General features: G+C 44.8%; 13 protein-coding genes. 1 reads left to right on the forward strand and 12 read right to left on the reverse strand.

Annotated elements, in window-relative coordinates; all coding sequences use genetic code 11:
• Positions 1-31 precede the first annotated feature (31 nt).
• Entirely contained in the window at positions 32-454 is a 423-nt protein-coding gene (locus tag IBX40_06205; GenBank protein MBE0523905.1) for a tRNA-dihydrouridine synthase, read from the forward strand.
• Positions 455-586: 132 nt separating this feature from the next.
• Here the strand turns inward: IBX40_06205 and IBX40_06210 are convergent, their stop codons facing one another.
• The 12 genes from IBX40_06210 to IBX40_06265 all read right to left on the reverse strand — a co-directional run bounded on the left by IBX40_06210 (position 587) and on the right by IBX40_06265 (position 12,366).
• Positions 587-1,702 (reverse strand): ABC transporter ATP-binding protein, encoded by a 1,116-nt coding sequence (locus IBX40_06210; protein ID MBE0523906.1) that lies wholly within the window; start codon positions 1,700-1,702, stop codon positions 587-589.
• A 2-nt stretch (positions 1,703-1,704) separates the two neighbouring features.
• Entirely contained in the window at positions 1,705-2,379 is a 675-nt protein-coding gene (modB, locus tag IBX40_06215) for a molybdate ABC transporter permease subunit (protein MBE0523907.1), read from the reverse strand.
• Positions 2,379-3,176 carry a molybdate ABC transporter substrate-binding protein gene (modA, locus tag IBX40_06220; protein MBE0523908.1) on the reverse strand — a complete coding sequence of 266 codons (798 nt, stop codon included), beginning with the start codon at positions 3,174-3,176 and terminating at the stop codon, positions 2,379-2,381. Before modA ends, modB begins: the two co-directional genes overlap by 1 nt.
• A 28-nt stretch (positions 3,177-3,204) precedes the next feature.
• Positions 3,205-3,804, reverse strand: coding sequence for an amidohydrolase family protein (locus IBX40_06225; GenBank protein ID MBE0523909.1), 600 nt, complete (start codon positions 3,802-3,804; stop codon positions 3,205-3,207).
• Positions 3,805-3,813: 9 nt separating this feature from the next.
• Positions 3,814-5,181, reverse strand: coding sequence for a nitrogenase associated protein N (locus tag IBX40_06230; protein ID MBE0523910.1), 1,368 nt, complete (start codon positions 5,179-5,181; stop codon positions 3,814-3,816).
• The gene (gene nifE, locus IBX40_06235) at positions 5,178-6,617 is read right to left on the reverse strand and encodes a nitrogenase iron-molybdenum cofactor biosynthesis protein NifE (protein MBE0523911.1); all 1,440 of its coding nucleotides are present in this window, start codon (positions 6,615-6,617) and stop codon (positions 5,178-5,180) included. The genes IBX40_06230 and nifE overlap by 4 nt, the downstream gene beginning before the upstream one ends.
• Positions 6,618-6,641: 24 nt before the next feature.
• Entirely contained in the window at positions 6,642-8,012 is a 1,371-nt protein-coding gene (gene nifK, locus IBX40_06240) for a nitrogenase molybdenum-iron protein subunit beta (GenBank protein ID MBE0523912.1), read from the reverse strand.
• A gap of 12 nt (positions 8,013-8,024) precedes the next feature.
• A complete protein-coding gene (nifD, locus tag IBX40_06245) occupies positions 8,025-9,605 on the reverse strand; it encodes a nitrogenase molybdenum-iron protein alpha chain (GenBank protein ID MBE0523913.1) in 1,581 nt (526 codons plus the stop codon).
• Positions 9,602-9,988 (reverse strand): P-II family nitrogen regulator, encoded by a 387-nt coding sequence (locus IBX40_06250; GenBank protein MBE0523914.1) that lies wholly within the window; start codon positions 9,986-9,988, stop codon positions 9,602-9,604. Before IBX40_06250 ends, nifD begins: the two co-directional genes overlap by 4 nt.
• 32 nt (positions 9,989-10,020) lie before the next feature.
• A complete protein-coding gene (locus IBX40_06255; protein MBE0523915.1) occupies positions 10,021-10,338 on the reverse strand; it encodes a P-II family nitrogen regulator in 318 nt (105 codons plus the stop codon).
• Between the two features lie 12 nt (positions 10,339-10,350).
• Complete coding sequence (gene nifH / locus IBX40_06260) at positions 10,351-11,175, reverse strand: nitrogenase iron protein (GenBank protein MBE0523916.1); 825 nt, start codon at positions 11,173-11,175, stop codon at positions 10,351-10,353.
• Between the two features lie 213 nt (positions 11,176-11,388).
• Positions 11,389-12,366 carry a DUF128 domain-containing protein gene (locus tag IBX40_06265; protein MBE0523917.1) on the reverse strand — a complete coding sequence of 326 codons (978 nt, stop codon included), beginning with the start codon at positions 12,364-12,366 and terminating at the stop codon, positions 11,389-11,391.
• Positions 12,367-12,924: the final 558 nt, after the last annotated feature.

Raw genomic sequence — 12,924 nt, forward strand, 5'->3', positions numbered from 1 at the left:
CATTACGGTTTCAGAGATTTGAAAAAGCTCAATTTTTGGAGGTGTGAAGTATAATTGGGATGTAATAGGAAAATTGAAAAATGAATTATCTATTCCTGTGATTGCAAATGGTGATATTGTTGACGAGAGATCAGCCGGGAAAGTACTTGAATACACAGGATGCGATGGAATTATGATCGGACGTGCAGCAATAGGGAACCCATACATTTTCAAGAGAATTGAGCATTATCTTAGAACAGGGAAATATCTTGAGCCTTTGAGCAAGGAAGAACAGGTCAATGACTTTTTTGATTACGTTAGCCTGTTAAATAAATTCAATATACTTGATTATGCCAATATTAAGCTTCATGCAAAGTGGTTCACTAAAGGAATCAACAGGGGAAAATCAGTTCGGACAAGAATAAATGCTGCTGATAATATTGATACCATAATGGAGATTATGGGTGAAATATAGATTTGCTAAGAATGTTTCTTAACTACTTGTCCACTTTTTGGGGATACCTGCTCATTTAAATTGGATTCAAATATCATGTGAAAACTCCTCTTCTTTCATCAGCTAGAGCAGCCACTTGATCATACAGTCAAATCAAAACATCACTATGTCAGACATCTCAAGCAGGACCATGCAATCATCTCCCACACTCAACTCCAGGGCAGATAATACATGATTTGTTATTTCTGCCACCAGCAATAGACTACATCCATTTAATTTCAGAGAGACTAACCTGCTCGCCCCTTTATTTGCTATACTCCTGATCACTCCTGAAAATACATTCTTCTTATCTCCTCTGGAATTTCCGGCCTTTGAGATCCGGATATTTTCAGGTCGGATCCCCCATGTAACATTGTTAGCATAGCTGCGATCCACATAAGGCGCTATTAACGATAGTTCCTCAAATTTCAAATGTATACACTTTGAACGATCATACTCTTCAACTATCGCACCATCAAAAAGATTAGAAAAGCCGACAAGTTCAGCCACATGTTTCGTTGCAGGATGATAGAAAACATCTTCAGGAATTGCAAACTGCTGCACAATTCCCGCATAGAATACTGCCACCTTGTCTGCCATGGTGAAAGCTTCCACCGGGTTATGAGTAATAAATAAAACCGGGATATTGAGTCTTCTCTGGATATCTTTAATTTCTTCACGAAGATGCATACGTACGATCGTATCAAGGGCCGAGAATGGTTCATCCAATAACAATATATCTGGTTTTCCCGCCAGGGCCCTGGCCAGGACGACACGTTGTTTTTGCCCTCCTGAGAGTTGTGATGGGTAGTATGATCCCAGTTCCTGTATCTGTACAAGTTCCATCACGTCATGTATTCGTAATTCCTTTTCATTTTGGGTCAGACCCTTTAGCGCGAATGCAACATTCTGCTTCACATCCATGTGAGGAAATAGTGTAATATTCTGGAAAACATATCCTACCCGGCGCTTTTGGGGTGGCATGTTAATTTTGTCCGTATCATCAAAAAATATCCTTTTGTTTAAACTGATATTTCCCGAATCAGGTTTGGCCAGGCCGGCAATACATTGCAGCGCAGTGGTTTTACCTGAACCCGAACGACCGAATAGTACTACGATCTCATTTCCTGCATCAAACCTGCATTGTAGAGAAAATTTCGGACTGACATTCTTCTTTTTACTACCTCTCTCATTAAAGAAATGTTTTGTAATATCGACCTTCAGACTCATCTCTAGCCCTGTCCTGCCTGACATTTAACAAGCCTGCCAGCAGCAGCGATCGTTAAAAGGGACATGATAATTAAGATGATAACCAACAGGTCAGCAAGTTCATTATCACCGGCCTGGTAGGCTCCATAGATGGATAACGACATGGTGTTCGTCTTTCCGGGAATATTCCCTGCTACCATGAGTGTTGCTCCGAATTCACCAACAGCCCTTGCAAAACTTAACACACAACCAGCAAGGATACCTTTCCTGGCAAGGGGCAGGGTTATCAAAAAAGCGGTCTCGAACTCACTTCGTCCCATGGTATAAGCCGCATATTCAAGGTTTCGGTCAACAGCTTCAATAGCGGGCGTTGCAGTCTTTACCATTAACGGGAGAGAAACGATAAAAGCTGCAATAACAGCAGCCTGCCAGGTAAAGAGTATACTTATCCCGGTCATGTCAAAAATATACATCCCTATGATACCATTTTTTCCAAGCAATATGACCAGCAAATAACCTGTAACCGCCGGAGGAAGTACAAGGGGAAGCGTAGTAAGCACATCCACCAGCCACTTACCTGTAAAATCTTTCCTTGCCATTACATAGGATATGAAAACACCCAGAACCGATACTATCACAGTAGATATTATTGACACTTTTAATGTCAGTGCAAGTGGGAACCATGCAGATTCCAGCATCAGACCACATCTTGATCAGACAACCAGAATCCGTAGTTTTTCAATATCCTGCGTCCGTTCTCTCCTGTGACGAAATTATTGAACTCTTCTGCTGCAGCTTTATTCGAAGATGAACTTACAACTGCTATGGGATACCTGATTGGAATACTGACCGGCACTGAATATACAACCTCAATAATGTCAGGTTGTGCCCCATCCACATCGGTCAGATACACAAATCCGGCATCCACTTCCCCACGCTCCACATAGATAAGCACCTGCTTAACATTTTCAGCAAAGATCACCTTATCCACCACACTATCCCAAAGACCAGCCTCCATTAAGGATTGTCTGGCATATCTGCCAACAGGGGCTGTGTCAGGATTACCAATTGCGATTCGTTCCACATTTTCGTCCAGAAGGTCATCGATAGTATTGAGATTCCGATTTTTCTGAGTTACCACAACGAGTGAATTCCCTGCAAAATCATGTCTTGAATTATTGATAATTAATCCATTTCCGGCAAGAATGTCCATATTTTTCTGGGATGCAGATGCAAAAACATCAATAGGCGCACCGGCTTCAATCTGTAATCTCAGGGAGCCCGAACCTGCCAGGTTCAGTTCAACATTCACTCCCGGATTGCTTTTCTCAAAGTCTGCTGCGATATCTTTGAATGCATCGGTCAGACTTGCAGCTGCCGATATGGTTATTGTATCCGGTTGTGTGGATGTGAGTGTTGGTGCAGCCGTCAATATTAATAAAATGGCTACTAATATGAGCGCTACGGCACCAAAAACATTTATCAAGTATTTCATTTCAATTAACCAATTAGATATTAACAGGTTAGATTTTCAGTACTTTTATGGCAGTCCCACCAAAGACCATCTGCTTATCACGTTCTGACAACTGCAGCGCCTCCACCTTCCTGACCTCCTCCTCCATGGAATGATACGGTGAATCCGACCCCATCATCACCCTGTCAGCTCCCAGTTCATCCACACACTCCTGCACCACATCGATCCCGGGCATGCCTGTGGTCTGGATGAAAATATTATCATGGGCCCTTGTCACGTCAATGAAATCGCCGCCCCGCATGTGAGCTAAAATGAACGTCAGGCCAGGGAAGACGTCGGCCAGGTCCCCGATGAGCTTATTGGGGGAGGCAGGTTTGCCATTATCGAATATAATTGGAATGTCCGGGCTTACATCAGCCACGTGTTCTGCGATCTTATACACGGTCGGGTCGTCGATAGAAAATTGCTGTGCCTTAGGGTGCAGTTTTATCCCGACAAGGCCCAGCTCTATACAGCGTTTTGCCTCCTGGATGGCAACATCCACATCTGCAGCATCCATCCTGGCTATGATATCCTCTGCATTCTGGCTCATCCCATCACCTTTATCAGGCCCGCCTAAATGATTATGAGCATCAATCACAAGAGTCATATTTAATCCTCATAATGCTGAATATATCTGCACAGCTTTTTTGTTATCTTCCTGTGCTTCAAGTATGGTATTTGTGATACGGTCTATTAATTCCATAGCACCTCTGTACCCTACCATGAGCAGTCTTTGTGCACCCACCCTGTCATGAATGGGCAGGCCCACGCGTACCAGCGGGATACTTTCTGCTTTTGAAATGTATTTTCCATTAGAATCCCCTATAAGTATATCAGGACCGGTATCCCGTACCGCATCATTGAAGGTATCGAAATCCACACCATCCAGTATTGTAGTGTCCCAATCTGATCCGGCGTCCTTTAATCTGGCTTTTATATCTTCCCTGAAACCCTGGGATCTACTTCCGGAAACCACCAGTACAGGATGCATACCTGATTCCAGCAACAACGAGACCAGACCAGCTACCTTGTCAGGATCTCCATATACTGCCAAGCGGACGCCGTAGAGATATTTATGCACGTCCACCATGGTATCCAGCAGCCGGCCCCGCTCATTCAGGTATTTTTCAGGAATCTGGCACTCTGATATCCGGGATAAGGTCTCAAAGAATGTGTCTGTATTCTCAAGACCTATAGGCAGCGGCACATGTAGTCCTGGTACACCATGGATTTCAGACAGGTATTCGACAGCCGGGTTATGGTTGATCAATCCCATTCCTATAGAGGCATTGCTGTTCTTCATATCTGCAATATCAGTTATCGAGGTGCCCCCATGAGCAATTTTGGGCAGGTCACCCCGCATGGGTGCATCAAAGGTATCAGATATGTCGGGCAGGAGGATGTATGGTCCCGAAATATCTGATGTAATCTGTTTGATCTCGCGAATATCTGCAGGAGAAAGATTTTCTGTAGGAATAATATTGACCTTTCCATTGGGTGTTTTTTCGGCTCCCTGGGGAGTAATGTGCCTGACTATCGCATCAACCGCTTTAATGTACCCGCTTACATGGCTTTCATTAAAGCTGGGTGTGGATACCGGAATAATCAGGATGTCACTGTCCCCGATACCTGCTTCCTCTTTGAATTCTTTTATTATATTAGGAACGTCATCCCCTATGGTCTCGGCCATACAGGTGGTTGCAACGCCGATCACACTGGGATGGTACCTGTCAATTACGTTGTGCAGTCCCTTCTTCAGGTTCTCACTGCCCCCGTACACTGCCCCCCTCTCGCTCAGTGAACTGGAGGCAATATCCACAGGCTCCCGGAAATGATGGGCCAGGTGCAGCCTCATGTATGTACTGCATCCCTGGGAACCGTGCATAAGGACCATGGAATTCTCCACACCCTTGAATGCAAGTACGCTGCCCATTGGCTGGCACATCACGCACGGATTTACTGTGACAAAATTCCGGTCAGTCATACCGGCACCTCCAGCTCACAGGAACAATGCACAGGTTCTATCACCATAGTATCAGGGGTACTATCATCCTCTTTCACTTTTTGTCTTACAGCTTTCCAAACAGGACTGTTTATGGACGCATCGATCTCCCTGGCAAAGTTGACAAACCCGTCATACCCCTCGAACTCAACTGTCCTGTCATGGTTGAAATCGCAGAAGGCTACGCCCAGCTTGTAGGCAATGAACCGCTCCTTGACTCCAGCCACCATCAGGTCTGCTTCCTTTTTCACCAGCAACTCTGCCAGCTCCAGAGGATTTGCATCGTCCACGATCACGGTCCCGTCCTTGACCGAATAGCTGATCTGCTCATAATCGGCGCGCTTACCCGTCTGGGTGCCGATGATCACCACTTCCATACCCAGCTCCCTGAATCCTTTGATCAGGGTCAGAGCCTTGGCAGCACCACCCATATAGATGGCAGCCTTCTTACCGCTAAGTCGTTCACGGATTCGAGAGATCTCAGGCATGATCCTGGCAGTCTCTTCCCGTATAATATCTTCAGCGATCTGCTTCATCTCCTCATAACCAAAGAATTCAGCAGTCTGCCTGAGAGCTATGCTCAGATCTTCCATGCCAAAGAAGCTGATCTTGATAAATGGTATGTTGTACTGTTCTTGCATCCACTTGGCAAGGTAGGTCATGGACCCGCTGCACTGCACCAGGTTCAGGTGAGCACCCTGGATCTGTGATATGGCGTCTGCTGTGGAATCCCCGGTCATGGACACCATTACCTGGATGCCCATCCTCTCGAACAGGGGCTTGATGAGCCACACATCTCCTGCCACATTGAAATCACCCAGCAGGTTGATCCTGTATTCTGATGTGATCTCAGGTTCTTTTGTACCTATCAAAGTTTTAAGTGCACTACATGCTGCCTTATAACCGTCTTTTTTATTGCCTTTGAACCCTTCAGACTGCACAGGTATCACAGGGATGCTGTGTTTTGTGGTTGCAGCTTTGCACACAGCCTGCAGGTCATCCCCGATAATGCCCACGATACAGGTGGAATATACAAAGATCACAGGAGGATTGTACTTCTCAATAATCTCGTCAATGGCGTTGGTTAGCTTTTTCTCGCCACCGAATACCACATCAAGTTCTTTCATATCTGTGGTGAAACTTGTCCTATACGTTTCCATGCCGCTGGACAGGGCACCCCTGATGTCCCAGGTATAACTGGCACAGCCGATGGGACCATGTACCAGATGCACCGCATCAGTCACCGGGTTTAACACCACTCTTGCCCCTGAATACACACAGGCCCGCTGGCTCATAGCCCCTGCAATTGAGTTATTGTCACAGGCCAGGGGGACCGAAGTCCCCTTTTTGACCTGCTTTTGGGCAATATATGGTTGTCTTTCGTTTAACGTGTTCACTACATTCATGACTTGTGGCATGTCTTTCCACTCCTTGCTAATCTTTTACTGGATTACCTCTAGCACTGATGGGTCAGCATCCCTGTCCTTACGCTCAAGTAAGGTATTTCCTATCCACTCAATCAATCTGGCTGCCCCTGAATATCCCATAATAGGGAAATAGTGCAGGTTGGCCCGGTCCATGATGGGGAACCCTATCCTGATCAACGGAATATCCTCTGCTATGGCAATATGCTTTCCATATGTATTCCCGATCAGCATGTCAACAGGATCGTTCTTGATCTTCTGGTGCAGGGTGAACAGGTCAGCATTATCCAGCACCTGCGCACCAGGACTATCAGACCCGATCAATTCATAGGTCTCGTCTACAAATTGCTTGCTCTGGGTTCCTGACAATATAAATGCAGGTTCCATTCCCATTTCAAGGGTAATACTGGTCAGTCCCTGGATAATGTCCGGATCACCGAACATTGCTATCCTCTTTCCATGGAAGTGGGGGTGTGCATCGGTCATCATATCCACAACACGGCCCCGTTCATGTTCCAGTTCCCTGGGGATGGACACATCTGCCAGGTCTGCCGCGTTCATGATGAAGCGGTCAGTGTTCCTGATACCAATTGGTGTGGGACCGATAAATGCCGGCACCTTAAACTTCGTCTTAAGAGACTTCGCAGCAGCACCGCCTGCCATTCTACACATGGCAATAGTACCAAATGAATTTGCAGAATCCTCGATCTCGCCAATAGGTGTTCCTCCTTTAGGAAAATCTGATACCTCACCAGTTATGGGTGCATCGAACACGTCAGTTGTGTCAGGGAATACAATGTTGGATATGCCCATAATAGACAGTATCCGCTTGATCTCCCTGATATCTGCAGGTTCCACAAAACCCGGGATGATATTGAGCTTTCCATTGGGCTTGATCTTTTGGGCAAATTTTGTTACAAAAGCGTCCACCATCCTGTCATATCCTGTCAGGTGGGAGCCTACATAACTGGGCGTGGATGCTGCACATACCTTAATGGCCGGATCGATGAGTTCTTCCGCTTCAGCATCTTCTACTATGGCCTTTGCATCATCGCCAATAGTCTCAGCCACGCAAGTGGTGTGAACAGCTATGACATCCGGGTTATAGATAGTAGCAATATTGACCAGAGATTCTTTCAGGTTTGAAGCACCGCCAAACACAGCTGTACCTTCATAGAAGCTGCTGCTGGTAGCTAAGGTTGGTTCACGGTAATGCCTGGTCAGGCACATCCTCAGATATGACAAACACCCCTGTGACCCGTGGCTGTGAGGCATGCAGTTGTGCACACCCATGGCAGCGAATGTTGCACCTATAGGCATGCATATCTTTGCCGGGTTTATACAGGCAGCTTTTCGTTCTACTTCTTCCTTTGGAGTATAATCTAACATTTTTCAGACCTCCTATGCCGCCTTCCATGGCGGGGTTATAAATTTCCATGTAGGCGAATGTATTGCCATATCAATATCCCGTGCAAAGTTTAGCACACCGGAAAACCCGGTATATCTGCCACTATAATCGTAGGAGTGTATCTGCCTGGACGGAATGCCCATCTTTTGCGCCCAGTATTTATCCTTTATACCTGAGCAGTAAATATCTGGCTTTAATTCATTGAGCATGAACTCGGCTTCATGGTGGTTCAGATCATCAACCACAATGGTGCCCTCCCTCAATTCAGGCATCATACCTTCGTAACTCATGAGACCGATGGTTTCCTTCAGCTCAGCCATTCGTTCAGGACTGATGGGCGGTTCAGCGTTTTCATCCTTCTCATACTGGATATCCTCTAGGATTGAACTGGAAGCCATTTTCTTGATCTGGGAGAGGATCTGACGCCCCTCATAATCATCCCTGTGCGCGAACTGGTACCCTGCCATGACCACATGCATGCCAAGGTCCTCGAACAGGTTGGTATAATGGTGACTCCTGGACCCGCCAGCATATATGAATGCAGTCTTTCCCTGGAGTTTTTTCCTGTAATAGTCCAGTTGTGGCTGTATCTTTCCCATTTCTTCCTCAATGATCTCCTCGGTTTTCCTTGTGATTTTTGGATCGTCAAAGTACTTTGCCATCTTTCTCAGTGTTTTGGCGGTCTGCTTGGTACCAATATAATTCACCTTCAACCAGGGAACACCGTATTTTTCTTCCATCATCCTGTTGGTGTAATTGATGGACCTGTGGCACAGCAGGATGCTCAGCTTTGCCTGATGTGCTTTTGCAATGTCATGGAAAGATGCATCCCCTGTCAGGGTGGAAACTATACGATAACCGATATTCTCCAGTAAGGGTTTAATTTCCCATAGGTCCCCGCCGATATTATATTCACCAAATATGTTGATATCGAATGGAGTAGGATCTTCCAGTTCCTCGGTACCTACCAGATGTTCCATTAATATATTGCTGGCAATGTGGTGTCCTGCTGACTGGCTGACACCCCTGTAGCCTTCGCACCGGGCCGCCATGACCTTGATGCCATGCTTTTTTTCAGCTTCCTGTGCAACGGTATCGATGTCGTCACCAATCAACCCAACGGGGCAGGTGGCAAAGATAGCGATGGCTCCGGGATTGAAGATCTTGACCACTTCATCAATAGCCTGTTTTAGCTTCTTCTCGCCTCCGAACACAACATCAGTCTCTTGCATATCAGTAGATACGCAATATTGCCCGTAATTGTCTTGTCCATCCACGGCTTTTGTGAAATTTCGCCGGGTGCCCCAGGTATAATAACCGCAACCTATGGGACCGTGGGTCAGGCAAACTATATCTTTAATAGGTCCAAACACCACACCCTTAGCTCCTGCATATGCACAGCCGCGGCTGGTTGCGATTCCAGGAATCACTTTTGTATTTGCTTCAATGTGATTCTCTATTTCGCAGCTTTTCACAGCCAAATGCTTGCGCCTGTTCTTAGCTACCTTCTCAGGATAGATCTTGAGCATATCATCAATGAGCTTCTCACTCTTTTCAACTGCAACAGAACTCATTCTATCATCACCTCTCTACCCACAGTTTCGTCCCCTTCTTCACCGGTACGGATCCGCATGGATTCAGTAATCTCTGACACAAAGATTTTTCCATCACCGGCATGCCCGGTCTGGTTTATGGCTATGATCTTTTCTATCACATTTTTTGCAGCCTTGTCATCCACTACAATGGTGAACATGCGCTTTGGAATAAAACGAATGCAATTCTTTGAGTCAATTTCTTCCTGGTCAGACAGAGGTGGATCGAACTCATAGCACAGACCCTTCTGCTTTCCGCGTCCCATGACCACCCTGACAGTGAACGAAGGATACCCGCAGCCGAGGAGCACATCCTTGGTCTTCTGTACCTTGTTCATTCTGATGATGGCTGTAATTTCCTTCATTGTTCATCTCTCCTGTACGTTTTCGTCCAGGATTATAATCCTGATTCGCCTGTACGGATGGTGTATGCTTCTTCCATAGAGCTTACGAAGATCTTGCCGTCTCCATATTTTCCAGTATATGCGGATTGTTTAATGGTCTCTATCACTTTCGATTTATCTTCATCCTTAACCACAAGCATAAGCATAGTCTTGGGAAGTTCATCATACTGAATTTCTGCTGTATGGATACCCTTCTGCTTCCCCCTTCCAAAAACTTCCATTTTTGTAAGTGAGACAAATCCTGCTTTTTCAAGACTGTCAACCACTTCAGCTTCTTTTGACGGGCGTACTATTGCTCGTATCATCTGCATTTTTCATCCTCCTTATAATTCAACAATTCCAAACTCCAGCATCATGGATTCCAGATCTTCCATTTCCATTGGTTGGGGTACTACGAACTTTGTATTGTTCTCGATGTTCTTTGCCAGGGTCAGGTATTCATTTGCCTGGTTTGATCCGGGATCAAATTCTATCACAGTCTTTCTATTGATCTCGGCCCGCTGGACCAGGTTGTCCCTGGGTATAAAGTGTATGAGATGGCTGCCCAGCCTTTGCGCGAATTTTTCAAGCAGTTCCTTTTCTCCGTCAACCTTTCTGCTGTTGCAGATTATACCGCCTAGGCGTGCACCGCCTTTTGCGAACTTGGCAATACCTTTGCAGATATTGTTGGCTGCATAAATGGCCATGAGTTCACCACTGGCCACGATGTATATTTCCTTGGCCTTGCCTTCTCTGATAGGCATGGCAAAACCTCCACATACCACATCACCCAGGACATCATAGAATACGTAATCCAGATCATCTGTGTATGCTCCCAGATTTTCTAATAGGTTGATAGAAGTGATGATACCTCTTCCAGCACAACCTACGCCCGGTTCCGGACCGCCTGATTCCACGCACTTGATGTGGCCGAACCCATCCTGCAGCAGGACATCAAGTTCAACACTTTCGTCATCCCCCTCACTCCGCAGGGTGTCCAGCACAGTCTTCTGATTCATTCCCCCCAATAGCATCCTGGTAGAATCTGCTTTTGGGTCGCAGCCTACCAGAAGTACCTTCTTGCCCAGTGTTGAGAGGGCTGCCGTTAAATTTTGTGTGGTAGTGGACTTACCGATTCCACCTTTTCCATATATTGCTACTTGCCTCATTTATTCTGTCTCCAATATCCGTCATATTTATATTATTTATACAACGGCATCCTACTGTATACTTAATAATATATAAACTTAACTCCAATATTTGGAATTGAATGTGCGGATAAGCACTGATAAATTTGAAAAAAATCGTCAACCGATGCACATAAAAAATATATTTGAAGATATTATAAATCGGACATGAAATCCAGATACTTTTTTTTCATTCTAAAACAATTTATCCATATCTCCATAATCCATTACAGCATATACCGGGTGTGTAGTTACGTCCACCCCGGTTTCCAGTACTGCTGCCAAAGGATTTACCCCTGCATAGATGGGTATGCCGATCCTACCGGGACTGATAGGGGCGGATAAAACCGTTTCTCCGGCATGGATGTGTTCGATCACCCCGCCGATATCGGCCTTGTTCAGACTTTCAATTACTTCCATGATCCTGCTTTGGGCGATTATGGGGGCCTCCCGCAGATTAGCAAGCAGATGGCCGCAGTTATTTTCTAATATCCCGTTTATATTTGTCATTTTCTTTGACATAAATATCTTTATGGGATCCAGGGAGGTTCCTGTATATGAGATTAAATCAGTAAAACGAGTTGGAATCCCTTTGTCAAATTGAACGATGCCCCCGTATTTTGTCTCGATGGGTATCCCTTTTTTCAATAGAACCCCATCTATTGTGATGGAACAAATAGTCGATAGACCCACAGAACCTGGTTGTATCGTTACATTGGATACTTTTTCACCCTCTTCAAAAATGTGGTGTTTAGGGCTGACTGCATAGCCTTTTTGAACCACGGATCTCATAAGTTCAATATTTTTTTCAAAATCATCTTTATCCATTATGGACAGGTTGATAATTATATCTCCTTTTTTTGTTTCAGGGTCAAAGGTAGTTTTGTATACAAGTTCATTTATCTGGCTTATAACAAAACCCATGCGATCGCCCACAAGCGCATTGTCTATTTCGTCAATCCCATTTTCTGTTATGACCCTTCCGGAATACCCGACCCTTTTAGTCAATCCGCTGACATCCATCATCTTCAGGTGGTATCTTACACCCCTTTCTCCTATGGAATATCCCCTGCTGTCCAGTTTATCAGCAATTATCCTTGCCCCTAATGGGGAGTCGTTTTCATTCAAGATCTTTAATATCTCTATTAATATCCTCTGAGTGGAATCTGCCATGATTGTAAATCCTGTCCTCTGATAATGAATTAAATATAAGTCGGTAATTTAGTGTAGATTTAATTACTTAAATAATTTGCTATAGCTCCTTTGGAGACTCTCAATTTGAGGATTTTTTGTTTTTAAAAAAAATTGCGTTAAATGTCAGAAAATATGGGTTTTGTACAAAAAATCTTAATGTGGATACAAGAAAAACAGATATTTTCACATGAGAGGAAAAGTAATAAGCAAAGAGTCTTAGGGAGGCTTCTCTTCAATTCAGGTTTAAGTTATAAGAAAGCCTGTTCTTTTGCAAATGCCATTCACGAAGCAGTCAGGAAATGGTATTAAAAAGGAAAGGAATTATTGAGGAATCAACGGAAAAAAAATAAACGAAAATGGATCGCAATTGATGAAAAATATATTTATCAGAGGCGGTGATACCTTTATGTCCAGCTTTCGCAGCATGCCTCATCAAGTTTCTTTTTCAGGTATTTGATATTGCTTTCCAAGTGTGCTACAAGGATTTTTTTGATGTATGTTGTCCTATCTTCGTCTCCCTGATTGATTTCGATTTCA

This window comes from Methanosarcinales archaeon, assembly GCA_014859725.1.
In the GTDB taxonomy this organism is placed as follows: Archaea; Halobacteriota; Methanosarcinia; order Methanosarcinales; family Methanocomedenaceae; genus Kmv04.